Annotated in this window: 16 protein-coding genes and 7 tRNA genes; 8 read left to right on the top strand and 15 right to left on the bottom strand. The window is 54.4% G+C overall.

Features of this window, described 5'->3' with window-relative positions:
- Positions 1-76 precede the first annotated feature (76 nt).
- On the bottom strand, positions 77-640 hold the full coding sequence (locus FKP33_RS11675; RefSeq protein WP_141335117.1) for a PadR family transcriptional regulator: 564 nt from the start codon (positions 638-640) through the stop codon (positions 77-79).
- Between the two features lie 16 nt (positions 641-656).
- Positions 657-2,219 carry an MDR family MFS transporter gene (locus FKP33_RS11680; RefSeq protein ID WP_141335119.1) on the bottom strand — a complete coding sequence of 521 codons (1,563 nt, stop codon included), beginning with the start codon at positions 2,217-2,219 and terminating at the stop codon, positions 657-659.
- A 155-nt stretch (positions 2,220-2,374) separates the two neighbouring features.
- On the opposite strand from FKP33_RS11680, the gene FKP33_RS11685 reads away from it, so the two are divergent.
- Positions 2,375-3,277, top strand: a complete 903-nt coding sequence (locus FKP33_RS11685) for a LysR family transcriptional regulator (protein WP_141335120.1) — start codon at positions 2,375-2,377, stop codon at positions 3,275-3,277.
- An 8-nt stretch (positions 3,278-3,285) separates the two neighbouring features.
- Entirely contained in the window at positions 3,286-4,092 is an 807-nt protein-coding gene (locus tag FKP33_RS11690) for a histidinol-phosphatase (RefSeq protein ID WP_127608864.1), read from the top strand.
- A gap of 183 nt (positions 4,093-4,275) precedes the next feature.
- Here FKP33_RS11690 and FKP33_RS11695 read toward each other — a convergent pair whose 3' ends face one another.
- Positions 4,276-4,794, bottom strand: a complete 519-nt coding sequence (locus tag FKP33_RS11695; RefSeq protein ID WP_141335122.1) for a hypothetical protein — start codon at positions 4,792-4,794, stop codon at positions 4,276-4,278.
- A gap of 177 nt (positions 4,795-4,971) precedes the next feature.
- Here FKP33_RS11695 and FKP33_RS11700 point away from each other — a divergent pair, with 177 nt between their 5' ends.
- From FKP33_RS11700 to FKP33_RS11710, 3 genes are all read left to right on the top strand, one after another.
- Positions 4,972-8,775 (top strand): response regulator, encoded by a 3,804-nt coding sequence (locus FKP33_RS11700; RefSeq protein ID WP_141335124.1) that lies wholly within the window; start codon positions 4,972-4,974, stop codon positions 8,773-8,775.
- 105 nt (positions 8,776-8,880) lie between these two features.
- Positions 8,881-9,573 carry a response regulator transcription factor gene (locus FKP33_RS11705; RefSeq protein WP_127608867.1) on the top strand — a complete coding sequence of 231 codons (693 nt, stop codon included), beginning with the start codon at positions 8,881-8,883 and terminating at the stop codon, positions 9,571-9,573.
- A gap of 162 nt (positions 9,574-9,735) precedes the next feature.
- Positions 9,736-11,286, top strand: a complete 1,551-nt coding sequence (locus FKP33_RS11710) for a putative bifunctional diguanylate cyclase/phosphodiesterase (protein WP_127608868.1) — start codon at positions 9,736-9,738, stop codon at positions 11,284-11,286.
- 156 nt (positions 11,287-11,442) lie between these two features.
- On the opposite strand, the gene cyoD is transcribed toward FKP33_RS11710, so the two are convergent.
- From cyoD to FKP33_RS11735, 5 genes are all read right to left on the bottom strand, one after another.
- Entirely contained in the window at positions 11,443-11,799 is a 357-nt protein-coding gene (gene cyoD, locus FKP33_RS11715) for a cytochrome o ubiquinol oxidase subunit IV (RefSeq protein WP_054798395.1), read from the bottom strand.
- 1 nt (position 11,800) lies between these two features.
- Positions 11,801-12,430 carry a cytochrome o ubiquinol oxidase subunit III gene (gene cyoC / locus FKP33_RS11720; RefSeq protein ID WP_054798396.1) on the bottom strand — a complete coding sequence of 210 codons (630 nt, stop codon included), beginning with the start codon at positions 12,428-12,430 and terminating at the stop codon, positions 11,801-11,803.
- Positions 12,430-14,409 carry a cbb3-type cytochrome c oxidase subunit I gene (locus FKP33_RS11725; protein ID WP_127608869.1) on the bottom strand — a complete coding sequence of 660 codons (1,980 nt, stop codon included), beginning with the start codon at positions 14,407-14,409 and terminating at the stop codon, positions 12,430-12,432. The genes cyoC and FKP33_RS11725 overlap by 1 nt, the downstream gene beginning before the upstream one ends.
- A gap of 24 nt (positions 14,410-14,433) precedes the next feature.
- Positions 14,434-15,417: a ubiquinol oxidase subunit II gene (cyoA, locus tag FKP33_RS11730; RefSeq protein ID WP_127608870.1), complete on the bottom strand. Its 984-nt coding sequence runs from the start codon at positions 15,415-15,417 to the stop codon at positions 14,434-14,436.
- A 266-nt stretch (positions 15,418-15,683) separates the two neighbouring features.
- The gene (locus FKP33_RS11735) at positions 15,684-15,944 is read right to left on the bottom strand and encodes a hypothetical protein (RefSeq protein WP_054798397.1); all 261 of its coding nucleotides are present in this window, start codon (positions 15,942-15,944) and stop codon (positions 15,684-15,686) included.
- A 225-nt stretch (positions 15,945-16,169) separates the two neighbouring features.
- Here FKP33_RS11735 and FKP33_RS11740 point away from each other — a divergent pair, with 225 nt between their 5' ends.
- From FKP33_RS11740 to FKP33_RS11750, 3 genes are read left to right on the top strand one after another with little or no spacing between them, the layout of a single operon-like run.
- Positions 16,170-17,081 carry a decaprenyl-phosphate phosphoribosyltransferase gene (locus FKP33_RS11740; protein WP_230876325.1) on the top strand — a complete coding sequence of 304 codons (912 nt, stop codon included), beginning with the start codon at positions 16,170-16,172 and terminating at the stop codon, positions 17,079-17,081.
- A 20-nt stretch (positions 17,082-17,101) separates the two neighbouring features.
- Entirely contained in the window at positions 17,102-17,461 is a 360-nt protein-coding gene (locus tag FKP33_RS11745) for an SMR family transporter (RefSeq protein ID WP_127608871.1), read from the top strand.
- Positions 17,448-19,091: a hypothetical protein gene (locus FKP33_RS11750; protein WP_127608872.1), complete on the top strand. Its 1,644-nt coding sequence runs from the start codon at positions 17,448-17,450 to the stop codon at positions 19,089-19,091. The genes FKP33_RS11745 and FKP33_RS11750 overlap by 14 nt, the downstream gene beginning before the upstream one ends.
- Positions 19,092-19,202: 111 nt before the next feature.
- Here FKP33_RS11750 and FKP33_RS11755 read toward each other — a convergent pair.
- The 7 genes from FKP33_RS11755 to FKP33_RS11785 all read right to left on the bottom strand — a co-directional run bounded on the left by FKP33_RS11755 (position 19,203) and on the right by FKP33_RS11785 (position 19,863).
- Positions 19,203-19,274: transfer RNA gene (locus FKP33_RS11755), tRNA-Gly, on the bottom strand.
- Positions 19,275-19,307: 33 nt separating this feature from the next.
- Positions 19,308-19,380 (bottom strand) — tRNA-Lys (locus tag FKP33_RS11760).
- 20 nt (positions 19,381-19,400) lie between these two features.
- Positions 19,401-19,477 (bottom strand) — tRNA-Asp (locus FKP33_RS11765).
- 44 nt (positions 19,478-19,521) lie between these two features.
- Positions 19,522-19,598: transfer RNA gene (locus FKP33_RS11770), tRNA-Met, on the bottom strand.
- An 8-nt stretch (positions 19,599-19,606) separates the two neighbouring features.
- Positions 19,607-19,682 (bottom strand) — tRNA-Val (locus tag FKP33_RS11775).
- A gap of 6 nt (positions 19,683-19,688) precedes the next feature.
- Positions 19,689-19,760 (bottom strand) — tRNA-Glu (locus FKP33_RS11780).
- 27 nt (positions 19,761-19,787) lie between these two features.
- Positions 19,788-19,863 (bottom strand) — tRNA-Asn (locus tag FKP33_RS11785).
- Between the last annotated feature and the right edge of the window lie 27 nt (positions 19,864-19,890).

The raw sequence follows: 19,890 nt of genomic DNA on the forward strand, positions 1-19,890 counted from the left end.
ATGAAAAACTCCCGCAATCACTGAATAAACAGTGCTTGCGGGAGTTTTATTTATGCGCGGGCGGCGGCTTTACCTGTTAATCCTCGATCGGCTTGCCGTATTCCTTGAGACGGTCGTTCAACGCGTCTTCGGCCAGACGCTCCAGCCAACGCAGCTCAATCTCCGCATGCTCCAAGCGCCCCTTCATCATATGCAGCACGGCGCGCGGCACTTGATCGATATGGCTGTCGTACAGCTCTCGCAAGGAAGCGGCGAGCTTCCGCTGTTCCTCGAGCTTACCCTGCAGCAAGTCGTGGATCCGCTTCGGGTCACCGTGCTTGGCAAAGGCCAACGCCGCATACATCGGATGATACACAGCTTTGTTCTCGGCGAACTGCTTGTCGAGCAGCTCTTGGAATAGCCGTCTCCCCGATTCCGTAATGCGGTACACGGTGCGGTCCGGCCGGCCCGCGCTATGCTTGATCGTCTCGATGGCCTTCACATAGTCCGCCTTAGCCAGCGTGTCAATCGCGTAATACAGCGAGCCTTCCTGCATTTTGATATAATGCAGCATTCCGCGCTCTTTCATCTTTTGTCGCATTTGATAGGGATGGCTGTCGTTTTCCATCAGCAGCCCCAAGATGACGAGCTTCATGGACATCGATGGTCCACCCGCCTTACAGATGACCGTGCTGTACGGTCGATTCTTCGCCTTCGCCCGCTCCGTCCGGCTTCTGCTGGCCGCGCTGCCCAAGCTCCATCTTGGCTTTGCCCATCAATAAGACGAACATCAGCCCTAACGCTGCGACCAAGATCGAGACCTGGAACACGAACGCAATCGAATCGGCAAGCCCGATAATCAATTTGTCCATGATTTCCTTCGGCACCGCTTGCCGAAACTGTTCACTGAGCAGCACTTGCGGATCGGCAGGCGTCTGTGCGGAAGCGTTGTCCGGCATGAGCTCGACGATCCGGTTCTTCAGCGCATACGACTGGATCGTACCAAGTACGGTCACGCCGACGGCCGAGCCGATCGAACGGAAGAACGACACCAGCGACGTAACGACGCCGCGGTATTGGAAGCTGACGCTTTGCACGGACGAAATCGAAATCACCGGGAACTGTGTTCCGATTCCGAGTCCGAGAACGATCATGTACATCGTCACCAGCCATCTCGGCGTATCGACCGCCACCGTGCCGAGCAGTACGGTGGCGACGAGCAGCAAACCGGCGGAGAACAGCATGATGCTGCGAAACGACGCGTTACCGAGAAAACGTCCGCTGAATGCGCTGCTGGCAACCACACCGAGCATCATCGGGGTTAACACGAGTCCTGCGCTTGTCGCCGAGCCTTGAAACACCCCTTGAACGAACAAAGGAATATACGTTGCAGCCGATATCATCAGCGCCCCGTAGAAAAAGCTGATCCCCATGCTCGCCGTAAACAATCGGGACCGGAACAGCGGAAACGGAATGATCGGCGCGGAAGCGGCACGTTCGATAAAATAGAATCCCACGAATAAAACGGCCGCCGCCACGAACAGGCCGATAATGACCGGCGAATTCCACGCGTAATCCTTGCCCCCGAGCTCGAGGCCGAGCATGAGAGCGATGATCGAAGCTGCGAAGACGAGCGTGCCGAGCCAGTCGACCTTGAGGTTCTTGTTTTTCGGCAATACCGGGTGATAGAACAGGGATATGAGGATCAATGAGACAACTCCGAGCGGCAGATTGATATAGAAAATCCACTGCCAATTGACATAATCGGTGAAATAGGCGCCCGCAAGCGGTCCCAGCACGCTGGAAATACCGAAGACAGCGCCGAACAGCCCCTGCGCCTTCCCGCGCTTCTCCGGAGGGAAAATATCGAAGACGATTGTGAACGTAAGCGGCATCAACGCACCGCCTCCGATCCCTTGAATCGCGCGGTAAATAATGAGCTGCAGCATCGATTCGGACGTGCCGCACAGCGCGGAACCGATCATAAAGACGATCAGCCCGAGCAGGAAAAACAGCTTGCGTCCGTACATATCGCCGAGCTTGCCGAATATCGGCATCGATACGACGTTGGCGATCAAGTACGCCGAGAATACCCAAACGAACTGATCCAATCCCCCAAGCTCGCCCAGGATGGTCGGCATGGCCGTAGATATGATTGTTTGGTCAAGCGCAGCCAGCAGCAGTGCCAGCATCAGGCCTGTCACTGTCCACGGAATGTTCGATTTTTTAGTTGCTTCCATCTCAACAGGTCACCTACTTCTTAAATATTTAACTCTAAAGCAATTATACTCAAATTTGAATATATGGCAACTTTCTTCATCGTTTGCCCTTCCCTCTCAAGTAGCATATAATGAAGTGTGACTCACACGTTCACACCTTGGAGAGGGGGTACAACGTGAACCTCAACCAATTGGAAACGTTAATTACGATTTCGAAAACGATGAGTTTCCGCAAGGCCGGTGAAATCTTAAACTTGACGCAGCCGGCCGTGTCCGCCCAAATCAAGAGTTTGGAGGACGAATTCAAAACGGTACTGATTGACCGGAACCAACCGGTCACGCTAACCGATAGCGGTCGCGTGTTTCTCGAGCATGCCATAATGATCCTGCAGACGGTTGAGGATCTGAAGCAGCGGCTCGAAGATTTGAACCAAACGCCGCAGGGCCATATTCATCTGGGCACGACAACTTCAATCGCGATGCAAATTTTGCCGCGGGTTCTCTCTTATTTTCAAGACCAATTTCCGCTGATCAAAACGACGATCCATTCCATGTCAACTTCGCAAATTATGCAAAGCGTCGAGAACGGAACGATCGATATCGGCATCACGTATTTGTTCGACAAGCATCCGTCCCTTGAAAGCTCGGTGCTTTATTATGACACCTTCGAGCTGACGGTAGCCCCGGATCACCCACTGGCCCGGTACGCCCATGTGCCGATCGAACGCATTCACGATTTGTCGCTCATCATGCTGTCCCCCGAAACGGCCGGCCGCCGATTCGTCGATCAAGTGTTCAAGGAACTGAACATCACGCCTCAGATCGTGATGGAGCTGTCCAGCAGCGAAGAAGTGAAACGGATGGTCGAGCTGAATCTCGGCGCGGCGATTATCTCGAAGCTATCGATTCAAAACGAGCTGCGGCTCGGTACGCTTAAAATGGTGAAAGTGAACGAACTGGAAATCAGTCATCCCGTCGGCGTCGTCTACAAGTCCGGGCGTTATTTAAGCTCGGCATTACATCAGTTTTTGCAGGACTTGAAAGGTATGCAGGAAACTCAATTCATCGGTTCGGAGTGAGACAAAAGATGAAATTCGATTTACATACCCACCACGAGCGCTGCGGCCATGCGACGGGCACGATACGCGATTACATCGAAGCGGGTATCGCCCACGGACTTCAGGTAATCGGCATCAGCGATCACTCTCCTTATTTCGCCAGCGACGAAGATCGGGCGCAGCCCGGCATTGCGATGGCCAAAAGCGAGTTCAAGCGTTACGTTGACGAAGTGTTGAAGCTGAAAGCGGAATATGCCGGGCGCATCGATGTGCTGCTCGGCGTGGAGTCGGACTTCTTCCCGGAGCACGCTGATGTGTACCGCGACGTTTATAAGCTGTACCCGTTCGATTACATCATTGGATCCGTCCATTTGTCGGGCGGGGTGAGCATCTTTAACAAGAAGCGCTGGAACGGCTTGTCCGATCGGCAAAAAGTCGAGCAAAAAGAGCTGTACTATGATCTGATCGAGCAATCGGCCCGCAGCGGGATGTTCCATATTCTCGGGCATATCGACGCGATGCGCGGGTTTTATCCGGCGTTCTCGGACATCAAGACGGAAGCGGTGGACCGGACGCTCAAGACGATCGGCGAATGCGGCATTGCGATCGAAATCAACACATCGGGCAAAACGAAGGCGTGCGGAGGCTGGTACCCGATCGACGCCATTCTCGAGCGGGCCCTGCACTATGGCGTGCAAGTCACCTTCGGTTCGGACGCGCACGTTCCGAGTCGCGTCGGGGACGACTGGAACGAAGTCGCCGCGCGGCTGAAGGAGATCGGCTACCGCGAATGGGTGTACTACAAGGAGCAGCGGCCGCAAGTCGTGCCCTTGTAAGAGAAGCTCCTGATCGGAGCCCTTCCGTGGAAGATACTTTCTGATATCTTAAGCAAACCTGCGCACAACTCAAATAGCGGGACTGTGACGAGCACAGTCCCGCTATTTTTCATGATGCCGCAATGCATACGCGAAATACCGCCCTCTGCTTCCCGCAAGGCGGCACGGCCGGCATGAGCCGGGCTACCCGCGAGCCGAACCGCCGGGCCGGCGGCCAGGCGGCGCAGACGACCGCTTCACGGAGGGCTTGCTTGCCGGAGGGCGGCGAAGCGACGCCGTTTTCACCGATCCCCCGCCCAGCCCGCCGAAGCCGCCAAAGCCGCCGATCAGCTTGAACACCGGGCCGATTTGCTTCATGATGGTGATCACCTTCTGCACCTTGCCCATCGTGGAAATGATGCCGTCCAGCCCGCCTACGCGGTTAAAGAGCGACATGAAGCCGAAACCCGACTCGCCGCCCGCAGCGGCACCCAGACCGCCTGTCGCCGCTCCGCCGGCAAACGGATTAAACAACCCTTGAACTTCTACCGTGTTAAGCTGCGGCTGCGGATTCGCGATCCGCGGCTTACGCACATTCCCTGGACGACCGCCCTTTCCCGTCGCTGCCGATGCGCTTGCCGCCTGCTTCCGGCGGCCTGAACCGGGGGCGGCCTTTGGCTTTTGGCTCCCTGAGCGGGGGGCAGCCTTTGGCTTCTGGCTCATACGATGTTCACCCTTCCTTCTCCTGATTTCTCGGACACTCCGATTCATCTATATACCCTAGCTTATGACCATTCCGTCGCACAGGTTTGTACCTTCACCCAATCCTATAAAATGGGTTATGATTAGATGAAGCCGTTGGATTAGATGGACTCATTCTGCGAGCGGGAGGCCTGACCGATGAGGTTGACGTTGGAAACGAAAATGATGGCGATCCTCTTCCTGGTGACAACCCTGACACTAGGCATTGTCGGATTCACCCATTACCAACTCTCCAAAAATAAGCTGTACCAGCAATTGGAGGAGCAAACGCTCGACACGCTGAGCAATGCCGCCGACAACTTGGACGCCTACCTGAAAGTGCGCACGGCCGAGGCCGAAATCATCAGCCGGACAACGGTGATCCGAAGCGGCACCCTGCCGGAGAAGCTCGCTTATTTGGCTAAAGAGCTGGAGCAAGGGCTGGAGCGCCATTACTTGTCCATCGGCATTGCCGATCTGCAGGGCAACCTGACGCTGTCGGACGGCGAACAGGGCAGCCTTGCCCACACAGCCGCTTTCGCAACCGCGCTGCAAGGAAAATCCGCTGTCTCCGACCCGTATATCGGGCAAATGACGAATACTTCCGTCATCTCTATTCTCGTTCCCGTCTTTAACGAGGAACGGCATGTGACCGGTGTGCTCAGCGTCGCGCTGGACGCCCGGAGCGTGTTCTCGTCGCAGCTGAATTTGGACGATCCGGCCAAACAGCGGCGCATCATCGTCGTCAACATGGAGTCGACCGTGCTCTACAATACGGACTCTTCCAAAAATTTCGTCTTGAATTACCGGCGCGATTTTCCCGCATTTACGGATCAGTACGATATCGTCTCGGAGCAAGACCGGGGCTCGATCCAGACGGTAATCAGCTTCGGTCCGTCCAAGTCTTTCTTTGTGAGAATGCCGCTGACGAACTGGATCGTCCTGCTCTCGGTCGGCTTATCCAACTTCGAAGCACCGCTTCGCTCGCTCTTGTATACAACGCTCCTGATTATCGCGGCGGCCGAGCTGTGTCTTTTCCTCATCATCCGTCTCACCGTCAACCGTTTCATTATCAGGCGGCTGAAGCCGATCCTGAAAGCGACCGAATCGGTAGCGGACGGCAACTTTTACACGAGCCCTCTGGATCATTCATCCAGCGACGAGCTCGGGGAATTGTCGCAGTCGGTCAACGGCATGATTCAAAATTTGCGCAGCTTGTTCGAGCCGTTCGAAGCGTTTATTCGTGAGAACAAATACGCCATGATCGTGACGGACGCCGCATATAAGATCACGTACTTTAACCGGCAAGCCGAACAATTGCTCGGGTACTCGGCCATCGACGTCATTCATAAGAAAACGCCGCACATTTGGCTGGACCCTCAACAGCTGGCAGAGCGGGCGGCCTTGTATGCGCAGGAGCTCCAGGAGCCTATTCCGGCGGACTGTACCGCCTTTTTCATAAAAGCAGCGCGCAAAATGACGATGGATACCGAGTGGTTATGGCTGCATCGGGTTGGAGCGCGCATTCCCGTTAACGTCAACGTCAGCACGATGATCGGTGCGAAAGGCAAGGTGAAAGGCTTCGTCCTCATTGCCCAAGATATTCGAGGATATAAGGAAACGCTCGAGTCGAGAAATCGGCTGCTTAACATTATGGAGAACGCCCACGATTTTATCGCTTCGTTCGATAAGCGCGGGGACATGTTCTACATCAATCAGGCGGGACTGCAATTACTCGGTATTGAGAAGCTGGATGAGGATACGTGCAATATCGGCAACTACTTGGTCGGCGAGATGGCGTTCCGCTTATCGAAAGGCGTGAGGAACGCCGAGGAACGCGGGTTCTGGGAGGAGGAGATCGAATTCCGGACCGCCCGCGGGGAGCGAATCGTGACCTCGCAAACGCTGGTCGCCCACACCTCGACCGACGGTCGGGAAACGTACTATTCGACGATCGTCCGCGACATCCGCGAGCAGAAGCGCATTCAGCGGGCCATACTCGAAGCCAAGGAAGAAGCGGACGAAGCGAACCGCTCCAAGAGCTTGTTCCTCGCGCGCATGAGCCATGAAATCCGCACCCCGCTGAACGGGATCATGGGGCTGTCGCATCTGATGCAGCGCTCGGAATTGTCGGACATTCAAGCCGATTACATGCACAAAATCGTCGCCTCCTCCCAGTCGCTGCTCGGCATCATCAACGACATTCTTGATTTTTCCAAAATCGAAGCGGACAAGCTCGACATCGAGCGCATCTCCTTCTCCCTGGGCGGCATCGTCAAGCGGTTAAACGGCACGCTTAGCGTGCTCATCGGCCATAAGCCGGTAGAGCTCGTAGCCGATATCGGGCACGAGGTGCCTGACGAGCTGGCAGGTGATCCGCTCCGGCTCGAGCAAGTGTTATTGAACCTGCTCAGCAATGCGGTGAAATTTACCTCGCAAGGCCAGATCGAATTCGGCATTAGCCTCCATCGCGCCAACGCCGCGTCCATCTGGCTCGACTTTAGCGTCAAGGATACGGGTGTCGGCATGAACGCAGCGCAGCTGGAGCACCTGTTCGAGCCGTTCGTCCAAGCGGACGGCTCGACGAGCCGCAAGTACGGCGGCACCGGTCTGGGCCTCGTCATCGCCAAAAGCCTGATCGAGCGCATGGGCGGCGAGCTTCGGGTCCGCAGCCTCGAAGGCCAGGGCAGCGAGTTCGGCTTCAGGCTGCCTTTCCCGGTCATCCCCGGGCAAGGGGCGGAAGCCGGGAAGTTCCCGTATCAGGCGCTGGTCGCGAAGGATCATCCGGCGACGTGCCGCTTATGGCAGGGGGCGCTCGCTTCAATCACCGGCGAAGCTTACGGCGTGCTTACATGGAAAGATGCGCTGCGCCGGATCGTCGAAGCCCCGCCGGATATCGCCTTTCTCGACATGGAATCGGCGGATATGTACGGGGAGGAAACGTGGTTCGAGCTGAAACGGGAGGCAGATCGCCAAGGTGTCCTGACGGTGGCGTGTACGACCCTGGCCGGTCGAGACGCCCTGCTTCTTGTCCCCGAACAACTGCGGCCCGATTGGATCATGGTCAAGCCGTTCAGTCGGTACGAGCTCGCCGACGTCCTGTCCGTCGTACGGGACAAGCGGCGGCAGACGGCACCCGAGGCCGCACAGCTCGAGCAAGTGTACGGCGAGACTCAAGCGGGGCACATTCTGCTGGTGGAGGACAACCGTATCAACCAGACGGTCGCCCGGGAAATTCTGGTCTCGCACGGGCTGCAGGTTACGGTAGCGGGCGACGGCTTTGAAGCGCTGCAGCGGTTGGAAGAGGCCCGCTTCGATCTCGTGCTGATGGATCTGCATATGCCAGGGCTCGACGGCATCGAAACGACGAAGCGCATTCGTACAGATGCCGCCTTCGCCCGCCTGCCGATCATCGCCTTGACGGCCGACGCTACGAAGGAACAGCGGGAAGCGTGCTTGAAGGCTGAGATGAATGAGGTGCTGACGAAGCCGGTTCAGCCCGAGAAGCTGATCCGCACCGTGGCGCAATGGCTGCCTTCGGCCCAACCGCTGACGGCGGCGTCCAAGGAAATCACGGACGCAGACTTATCCGATGCCGGCACGGGAGGATGGTCCTTCGAAGGGCCGCTCGACACGAAACGCGCACTCGCCTTTTTGGGAGGACGTGAACAGATGTATATCCAATTATTGGACGCTTTTTTGCTGGAATATGGCAGGATCGGGGACAAGCTATCGCTGACGGACCCTGCGGACCGCCACGATGCGCATCGGATCGTTCACTCGCTGCGCGGAGCCGCGGGCAATTTGGGGGCAAAGGACGTGTTCCTCACTGCGGGAGCACTTGAAGAAGCGCTACAAACAGGGATCGGCGCGCTGCCGGAATTGACCGTTCGTTTAAAAGATCAGCTCGAACAACTGACACAAGCAATTCGAGAGCTGCCTTTTCGACAAAAGGATACATAGACTAACGGCCTTCACCCCTATATAATTTATACGAATATGCCAAAAGTGTTTGGTAAGTGTTAGCGTCTCTAACATTTGATCGTTTAAAGGCGGGTGGCCGATAACGTGTACAAGGTACTTATCATAGAAGATGATAATATTATTGGAGAAATGCTCAGACTGTATTTGACCGAGGAGCGCTTCATCGTATTTCGCGCAGAAACCGGCAAGGACGGCATGATGGCGCTCGGCACCTTTAAACCGGATATCCTTCTTCTGGATTTAATGCTGCCGGACGCGGAAGGAGTCGGCCTATGCGCCACGTTCCGGGATTTGACGACGGCGCCGATTATCGTCGTCTCCATGAAGACGAACGTGACCGACCGCATACAGGCCCTTACGGCCGGCGCCGACGATTATCTCTGCAAGCCCTTCAGCATGCAGGAGCTGAAAGCCCGTATCGATGCGGTTTTGCGCCGCTCCCTGGTCGCGCCGGCATTGCCTGAAGCCGTCGAAACGGATCGCGATCCGGGCGACGAGATTCAACTGGATGCCGACCGGCGAATGCTCATCGTGCGCGGGAACTACGTAGAGATTACCTACTCCGAATACGAAATTATGAAGCTGTTCTGCCACAATCCCGGCAAAGTATTTTCCCGGGAAGAATTAATCAACGCCGCCCGCGGCTACGATTCGTTCGTGAACGACCGGGCGATCGACGTGCATGTGACCAATTTGCGCAGAAAAATCGAGTACCGTCCGAAGGAGCCCGTTCATATTAAAACTGTCTGGGGCGTCGGATATAAGTTTATTCCATAGCCATAGCCCGCTCCCCCGCGGTAACAAGCCGACTTCCGTTTAAGCGGAATGTCGGCTTATTGTCGATAAATTAACAGGCGCTTAACGATTATTCCCAAACTTTCCAAATACATTCACCTTATACTGGAAAAAGTTAAGGTTTACTGGGAGGATAGGATCACCGTGATCGGAGATATCGCTAGGCATGTATGGCACAGTGTGCTTGATGTAGGGTTATTTCTTGTTTGGACAAACCGGTGGAATCAGGCTGCGGCGCGAAGCGCGGCCATACGCCGCTTGATGGCCGCAGGCTTGCTCTGGGGACTTGCCGACCTCTTGTCCTTCGTTATTGCTTTCCCCGGGCAGCAAGCCGGTATCCGGGAATGGAGTCTTTACCTGCTGCTCTCCTTGTCGCTTCATGCCGCCGCCTTATTAGTTGGCGCTTATGCACTCGACTTTCCGTTAACGCGCAGCCGACGGCCCTACTGGAGGCCCTGCCTGACCAAGCACCGCTGTATGATGGAGCAGTTGAACCGGCTCGTGAATAAAGAAATTCCTTTTACCGTCGTTCTTTTCCAGATTCACAACCTGCAGGATATGAAGAAACGGTATGGTCCTGACGTTTGCCAAAGCTTACTCGATACGATGTCGGCCCGTATTCAGGGAAGGCTTCAGGCCGATTGGCGCATGAGCTTATCCGAAGACAATCTGTTTTGGATTTGCGTGGAGGGCGGAACGCGTGAGGAGCTTATCGAATGGAAATTTATAACCAAGTGCGAGCTGGTCAAGCCTTGGATGGTCCGATCCAAACACTTCTACGCCGAGGTTGCGTCCTCTCTCGTCACCTATCGGGGCGACGAGGAAGGGTTGGCAGCGCTGGTGGAACGTGCGCTAGGCTCGTTACGCCTTCCCCACCCGGAGCATTTGGGCGTGACTGTTCAGCCTGACCCGGAAGCGGCTCGGCGCGCCGAATTGACCGAGCACCTGCGCGACGCCTTGAAGCTGGGACAATTCAGCGTACATTACCAGCCGCAATTCGATATTCGCAGCGGCCGGGTGCGCGGCTTCGAAGCGCTGCTGCGCTGGCGCCATCCGGAGCACGGCTTCATCTCGCCCGCCGAATTTATTCCGCTGACCGAGGCGTCCGGCCTGATCGTACCGCTCGGCATGTGGGTGCTGCGCCAAGCGTGTGAGACGGGCACTTCCTTGCTCGGCGTGTTCCCGGATGCCGTCATGTCCGTGAACGTGTCCGCCGTCCAGATTAACGACCCGGACTTTCCCGAATGCGTGAAGGAGATCGCCCGTTCCGCCGGGCTGCCGCCCCACCGTCTCGAGCTGGAAGTGACCGAAACGGCGCTGATAGCTTCGCTTGAATATGCGCAGCGGCAGCTAATGCGATTAAGCCAGGCCGGCATTATACTCGCGCTTGATGATTTCGGGGTCGGTTACTCCTCGTTGAACTACTTGAAAAAGCTGCCCTTCCATGTGGTGAAAATCGACAAGAGCTTCACGAACGATCTCACCACCCCGAAGGAAGCGAAAGTGACCGAAGCGATCATTCAGCTTGTCAAACATCTCGACTACCGTGTCGTGGCCGAAGGAGTGGAAACCTTCGATCAGTTGAACCGGCTGAAAGAGATGGACTGCGACGTCGCTCAAGGCTTCCTGCTGAGCAGGCCGCTTGCGCCGGAGCAGCTGCCGGCATTTATCGCTAAACACCTCGTCCACCCGTAACCGGCCTCCGGGGTTGTGTTCCCCTTTCCAGCCTAAGAGGTCCGGGCCTTCATGTCAGCGGCTTTTCGCCTTCGTGAGACTTGCTTCAGCGCCTCGCTTCCCAAAAACAAAAAGACCCTTACGACGCGCGTAAGGGTCTACAAGTATGAGCTGCGCTTAATGCGCCACCGCGTTATACGTCATGATCCAGATCGAGCCCGCCACGATGGTCAGCAGGATGATCAAACCGAGAATGAGCGCCATGATGTTCCAACGGGCATTCTCTCCTTCCTTCAGATGCATAAAGAACAGCAGCTGAACGGCGAATTGCAGCACCGCCATGACGAGAATCAATAAGATCGTGCCGGTCTGGCTCATCATTTTGTTCATCACGACCACGAGCGGAATGACCGTCAGCACAATCGAAAGCAGAAATCCAATGACGTAGGACTTCAGGGAACCGTGCGAGCCGTTGTGTGAGCCGTGTTGCTCGTGTCCGTGTCCGTGCGAAGAAGCCGCGTTTATACGCTCCATCCTACATCACCCCCATCAAATAAACGACCGTGAACACGAAAATCCAGACGACGTCGAGAAAATGCCAGTACAGGCTGATTACTTCGACCTTGCGTTTGGTGACCGGCGTAATGCCTCTGCGGCGAAGCTGAAGCATGAGGCCGACCATCCAGACGAGCCCGAGCGAGACGTGCATACCGTGCGTCCCGACCAGGGCGTAGAAGCTCGACAGGAACGCGCTGGTGCTGATTGTCGCTCCTTCGTGCACCATATGCACGAATTCCGACACCTCCAGCGTAATGAAGGCAGCGCCCAGCAGCGCGGTTACCCCCAGCCAGCCGATCAGCTGGTTTTTCTTGCCTTGATGCATCGCGAGCACGGCGAGACCGCTCGTGAAGCTGCTCGTAAGCAGGATGAACGTCTCGGCGATGATACCGGGCATGAGGAACAGTTCTTCCGGCGTCGGTCCGCCGTTCGTATTGGCACGAAGAACGACATACGTAGCAAACAAGGTGCCGAATAAGATACAGTCGGTAATGAGGAAAAGCCAAAACCCAAACGTTTTGAGCGACTCTTGGTCGTGATGGCCGTCGTCGTGCGCATGATCGTGCGAGTCATGCCCATGTCCGTTGTGAACTGCCGTGTGCGCCATTAGACTTTCGCCTCCCTTAACGTTCTTTCCGTCCGTTCGATTTCGTCGACCGGGATATAATAATCAGTATCATAGGTGAACGAGCGTACCAGCATGCAAATGGCGACGCCGACCAGCGCTGGAATCGTCAGCCACATCCAATCCCAGACGAAGCCGAATCCGGCAAAAAACCAGAACGCCGACATGATGAACGGAATGCCGGAGTTTTTCGGCATGTGGATCGGTTCGTACTTCGGCTTAACCGTATCCGAAGGGTTGATTCCGTTCGCGCGCTGCTGCTTCGTTTCCCACCAATCGTCAAGCTTGCCCGCCTGAGGCACGACTGCGAAGTTATACACCGGCGCCGGAGAAGGAATCGACCATTCGAGCGTCCGGCCGTCCCACGGGTCTCCAGTCGTATCGCGTCTGTTCTGCTTGATGCTGTAGGCGATCTGCCATACTTGGAAGATGAAGCCGATCCCCATCAGGAACCCGCCGATCGTCGACACCATATTGAGCGGGCCCCAGCCCATGTCGAAGTCGTACGTGTACATCCGACGCGTCATGCCCATCAGACCGAGAATGTACTGCGGCATGAAGCAGACGTAGAAGCCGATGTTCCACAGCCAGAACGCCCATTTGCCGAGATGCTCGTTCAGCTGGAAGCCGAACATCTTCGGCCACCAGTAGTACAGGCCGGCAAAGTAACCGAACGCCACGCCCCCGATCAGCACTTGATGGAAGTGAGCGATCAGGAAATAGCTGTTGTGGAACTGGAAGTCGGCCGGTGCGACCGACAGCAGCACCCCGGTCATCCCCCCGACTACGAAGCATGGGATAAAGGCGATCGTCCATAGCATCGGCGTCGGGAAGGAGAGCCTTCCCCTATACATCGTAAACAGCCAGTTGAATATTTTGACACCGGTCGGTATCGCGATCGCCATCGTCGTTAAGGCGAAGAATGCATTGACGTCAGCGCCCGAACCCATCGTGAAGAAGTGATGCGCCCAGGTAAAGAACGACATCACGCTAATGCTGAACATGGCAAAAACCATGGATTTGTAGCCGAACAGCTTCTTCTTGGAGAACGTCGCCACAATCTCGGAGAAAATCCCGAATGCGGGCAAAACGACGATGTACACTTCCGGGTGACCCCACATCCAGATGAGGTTGATATACATCATCGGGTTACCGCCGCCGTCAAGCGTGAAGAAATGCGCTCCGACGAAACGGTCCAGAAATAACAACGCGAGCGTAACCGTCAAGATCGGGAAGGCGAAAATGATGATGACGCAGCTGGAAAAAACAGACCAGGTGAACATCGGCATTTTCATCAATTTCATGCCTGGCGCGCGCATCTTCAGGATCGTTACGATAAAGTTGATCCCCGTCGCCAAGCTACCGATACCGGAAATTTGAATGCCCCAAATATAAAAATTTTGCCCGACGCCCGGACTAAACTGCAGGCCGGACAGCGGCGGATACGCGAGCCAGCCCGCATCCGGCGAGCCGCCGATAATGAAGGAGACGTTGAACAGCATCGCGCCCCAGAAAAACATCCAGAAGCTCAGCGAGTTCAAGAACGGATAGGCGACATCGCGCGCCCCGATTTGCAGCGGAACGACGATGTTGAACAGCCCGAACATGAGCGGCATGGCCATGAACAAAATCATAATGACGCCGTGCGTCGTGAAAATTTGGTTATAGTGCTCCGCATGCAGAAACTCGGCGTTCGGCACCGCGAGCTGCAGCCGCATCAACAGGGCGTCCACTCCGCCGCGGAACAGCATAAGAATGGCACAAATAATATACATGATGCCGATCCGTTTATGATCGACGCTCGTCAGCCATTCGCGCCACAGCCAGCCCCACTTTTTGAAGTACGTGAGCACGAACACGATAGCGACCATCGTAAGTCCGATACTGACCTGAGCGCCGAGGATGAGCGGATCGCCGGTTACGAAAAACTCGGAAGCAAATTGCTTGATCTTATCCAGCATGAGCGAACCTTCCTCTCGTCTAAATTAATGCCCCGCATGTTCGTGTGTCGTAGACGACTGCGGATTCGGCTTTGTTTCTATGACCGGCTGCGCCTTGGGAGCCTCGTTCTGTGCCGGTGCCCCGTGACCTCCGTGCGCTCCATGACCTTGGCCGTTAACCGCGTATTTCGTTACGATATGCCCGAATAAGCCTTCCGGGAACGAAGCATAATATTGCGGGTTGGATTTGCCTGGCTTGGCCAGCTCTTCATAGCCTTCCATCGATAACACCGGAGACGTGCGTTTCACGCTGCCGACCCACATCTTGAATTCTTCTTCCGACGTCGCTTTCACATCAAAGGTCATATCGGCAAAATGCTCGCCGCTGAAATTAGCGCCCGATCCGTAGTAAGTTCCCGGATGGTCCGCTTGCAGAAACAACGTCATCGCCATGCCTGACATCGTATACATCTGCCCCCCCAGCTGAGGAATCCAGAACGAGTTCATTGGCGCATCCGAGGTTAGCTCGAATTTAATCGGCACATCCTCGGGAATTTGCAAATAGTTCACCGTTGCAATGCCTTGCTCCGGATACATGAACAACCATTTCCAGTCCAGCGATGTCGCTTGAATCGTAATCGGCTTCTTCTCCGATGCGATCGGCTTCGAAGGTTCGAGCTCATACGTATACCGAACCGTTACGACGCCGAGCACGATGATAACCAGAATGGGAATGCCCCACCATACCGCCTCCATAACCGTACTATGCGCCCAGTCTGGCCGATAGGTCGCTTTCGTCCCCGGCTTATCGCGGTACCTCCATACGATATAAGCGGTCAGAGCCAGCACCGGCACCAGAATGATCGCGCACAATATCATTGAAAACCAAATCAAATCTTTCTGACTTTCACCAATCGGCCCTTTTGGGTCCATCACGATGATTTGTTCCGCGCACCCCGACAATAGCAGGACCATGCCTACGATTAAGAACGGGAATGCGAGCCGAACAGCCCTTTTCGGTTTTGCCATGACGATCCTCCTATCCTCGTTCAACCCACGATGAAAACTTTGTGATTTACTTCACTTATCTATAACTATAACTTAACAGATTTCCGCGGTTATTGAATCAGGGTTAACAAATACGTCAAGCAATCGCCTTGATCCTGTAAAATAAATGTCACCGGTTCGACATTGACGGTAACCTGTCTTTATGAGAATGGATACACGCAAAAAGGCCAATCCAGTCTGCTCGACAAGATTGGCCTTGCTTCTGTTTTAGCAAAATATCGTTGGTTTTATTCCGTTCTTGAGGCTGCGCGCGAATGCACCAAGTGGATCGCTGTGCGGATGACGTAAATATGAACGCTGCCGACCATAAAGCCGATGCCGACCATCAGGGAAGGATTCCGATCGCTGAAATGATGCAAGTTAAGCAAACTGAGTACAAAGCCGATACCGAGTAGGACCCAAGCCGCCACCGTCATCATCGTGACTAGACGACCCACATCCCGCCCACTGTGATTTACCTCGTTAGCCGATGCCGTTCTCGTCGTCATGCTAATCACTCCAATCTGAGATGAAAGTGTTTTCTTTTCCTTAGTATACCACATTTTTCGCAATTTGTTCAAAATTTTTTCACGCTTTGGACAAAGAAAGGACAAGGAAAGGACAAATTTGCAGACGCATCCGTATAATTCATTTGCATTTTTGGAAAAATAGTTGGGGTAAAAAGAGAAGCAAGGTTCAGTTTACACCTATGCTTGGAAAAGGGAGCAAAAATCATGACAGACAGCATGTTGTATCACGCCAGAAATCACCGCAGCTTCATGGAGACCTCCAAACTGTTATTTATGCAGCTTCGTCCGAAGCAATGGACGAAGAACATGCTCGTCTTTGCAGCTTTTACTTTTTCCATCGACAAAATGCACCCCGGCGCTGTTATCCATAGTCTTACCGCGTTTATCTTGTTTTCATTCGTATCCGGCTGCGTTTACATTTTGAACGATTATATGGATCGGGAAGCCGATCGCCAGCATCCTGACAAACGCCATCGTCCCATGGCCTCCGGCCGATTGAATCCGCAGCTCGCCGTTGCCTTCGGCTTCGTGCTGTTCGTCTGCTCCATGGCCGCGGCTGTACGGGAACATCCGCTGTTCGCCTTGCTGCTCTTCATTTATTTTGCTCTCAACGTTGCCTACTCGCTTGCCTTGAAGCAAGTCGTGATCATCGACATTATGATTATTGCAGCAGGGTTCGTACTGCGCGCACTGGGCGGGGGTATCGTGATTCAGGTTCATTTTACGCCGTGGTTTTTGCTATGCGTATTTCTGCTCTCGCTTCTGCTTGCGATCGGGAAGCGCCGGCACGAGTTCATGCTGCTGCAAAATGACAAAGGAACTCACCGCAAGGTGCTTGATAAATATTCCGAAACGCTTCTGGATCAGATGACGGGGATCGTAACGACAGCGACCATCATCTCTTACAGCATGTTTACGTTTTTATCGGGACGTACCATTCATTTAATGTGGACGATTCCTTTTGTTATTTACGGTGTGTTCCGGTACCTTTATCTCATCCATGTCCTCGGCAAGGGCGGCAAGCCTGAAGAATTGCTGCTTCAGGACACAGGAATTGTGGCGACGGTCATGACTTATGGTATTTCAGTTGTGTTTATTCTCAAGGCATTCGGTTGATTAATGAAAAGGAGCTCCGTATGCAAGCGTACATGTACTTGCTCTTATCCGTTCCGCTTGGAGCTATAGGACAGGTTTTGATGAAATGGGGCGCTATGCTGACGCCCGCAGAAGTAACCGGATCGGTATGGCACCGGAACATTCAGATGTTTACCAATGCCCCCATCCTGTCCGGGCTTGGATTGTATGCTGTATCGGTGGCGTTCTGGATTTGCGGTTTGCGGAGCATCCCCCTATCCAAGGCGTACCCTATGGTGGCTGGCGGCTATATCATCGTGTTTGTGCTGGCGGCCGTTATTTTTCATGAACCGGTCACGCTGCCCAAAATGGGCGGTCTAGCCTTGATCGCGCTGGGGGTGCTTGTGCTTGCGATATCATAGACGGGAGCCCTCCATGCACCGGGGGGAATGGAGCCTTGATACAGCTCTGCTGCTCATCTCCGTTCTAGGCATCGGTTACACGGCCATCCTGACGGCCCTTCTGTGTAATTTGCCTCCGCATGCAGCGGTATTGACGCCGATTGCGCTAGTTCTCTGGGTCATATTCGGAATAGCCATGCATAGATGGGGGATTTCATTCGCCCGGACTTCGTATGCGCTGGCCATTCTTGGGGTGACTCTATCTCTATTCATGAGCACTTCGATTCTCGATACGTCATATGACGGCCAAGTGTATCATATTCTTGCAATCAGTTCCATCAAGGAAGGCTGGAATCCACTGTACCATTCTGCGTTTCCGCTTTCGATCTGGATTGAGCATTATGCCAAGGCGCCGTGGCTGCTTGCGGCGTTTTTCTATGCTTATTGGCCTTCGATCGAAGTCGGTAAGGCAACGAACGTGATTTGCTGGCTGGCCTCTTTTTTTGCAGCTTTTGGCGCATTGGCCCGCATTTTCAGGAACCGCTCTCTCTTCGTCTTAGGTTTATTGGGCGCCGTTATGGCGGCGAATCCTGTCGTTGTGGCGGAATTGTTTACGTATTATAACGATGGTCTGCTGGGCAGCCTGATGTTGGTTTACATCGCGGCTCTTGCCCATTATGCCAAGACATTCGAGCGAAAATCGCTGATCCTGGCGTCGGTAACGCTGCTGCTTCTGCTGAACATTAAATTTACGGCCATCGTTTATGCGGGATTGATCACTTTTATTTTTGTGGTCTACCTGACGTTTGCGAACAGGTTCAAATCGGTTATCGTCACCTTAACTTTAGGTCTTACCTTCATGGCCGGTGTCATCGGATTCGGCTATAACCCCTATGTCACCAACACGGTTCATAAGGGGCATCCGTTTTATCCGCTGGCCGGGTCCGGCAAAATCGATATTATATCAGCCAACCAGCCGGCCGATTTTGCAGGCAAAGGGACGCTTGAGAAAATGGTGCTTTCCTTGACCCGGAAAACCGGCAATCCGATTCAACCCCTGCAATCGGAGCCCCGCGACTTGTTTACGCTAGATCTGGATGAAATCAAAACCGAATTCAGGCACATGGATCAAGATACAAGAATCGGCGGTTTCGGCCCGTTCATGTTTTGGATCGCGCTGGGCTCCATTGCGCTCGGGTTCCTGCTTCTCGCGTATGATTGGCGTCTGGCGCTTGGGGCGGCTTTAGCGGTCGCCGCTCTGTCAGCGACTGTATTCATCAATCCGGAGAGCTGGTGGGCCCGCTATGTGCCGCAATTTTGGCTGATACCGGTCGTTATCGCTCTATGCGGATATGTTGCCCGGCATAAGGTGCCGAAATGGGCCGCCCTCTTACTGCTAACGTTGATCGGATGTAATGCGCTCGGTTCGAACTACCGGCTGGTGCACATGCAAGTCAAGAACAGTCAGCAGTTGAAAGCCCAGCTGGATGCGCTGCCGGTCCGTCTCCAGATTCATCGCGAAGGCGAGGGCTTTGCTTCTGTTCCCCTTCGTTTGCGGGAACAAGGGATTGCGTTCACTTACGCGCAAAACGAACTTTCCTGCAAACATCCGGACCAAATAAAGTTCTCTATCGTCCGTTATTGCGACTAAAATTCCCATTCGGGCGGCTCGGTACCCCGACTGTACGGAGCCACACACCCTGATATAAGAAAAAAACATGCCTTTGATCATAACGATCAAAGGCATGTTATCTTAAAGGAAAGCGGAAGACGGGATTCGAACCCGCGACCCTCGCCTTGGCAAGGCGATGCTCTACCCCTGAGCCACTTCCGCATGAGATTGGAGGAGTAAAAAGTGAGTAAAAAGTGAGCCATGTAGGACTCGAACCTACGACACCCTGATTAAAAGTCAGGTGCTCTACCAACTGAGCTAATGGCTCGTACTGCACTTTATCAAAAATGGCGGAGCCGACGGGATTCGAACCCGCGGTCTCCTGCGTGACAGGCAGGCATGTTAGGCCTCTACACCACGGCTCCACACGAAGTTATTCGCTCTCGAAGTTCATACCTCGAAAGAAAATTGGTTGCGGGGGCAGGATTTGAACCTGCGGCCTTCGGGTTATGAGCCCGACGAGCTACCGGGCTGCTCCACCCCGCGATAGCAAATGGTGAACGCTGACGGGATCGAACCGCCGACCCTTACCCTGTCAAGGTAATGCTCTCCCAGCTGAGCTAAGCGTTCATAGACTGACCCGTAGGGGATTCGAACCCCTGTTACCTCCGTGAAAGGGAGGTGTCTTAACCCCTTGACCAACGGGCCATAATTATGTATAGATTGTGGAAAGAATGGCTCCCCGAACAGGACTCGAACCTGTGACAACTCGATTAACAGTCGAGTGCTCTACCAACTGAGCTATCGGGGAATGTTATCGAATGGAGTCATGGTGTCA

This window comes from Paenibacillus sp. tmac-D7, assembly GCF_006519665.1.
In the GTDB taxonomy this organism is placed as follows: domain Bacteria; phylum Bacillota; class Bacilli; order Paenibacillales; family NBRC-103111; genus Paenibacillus_G; species Paenibacillus_G validus.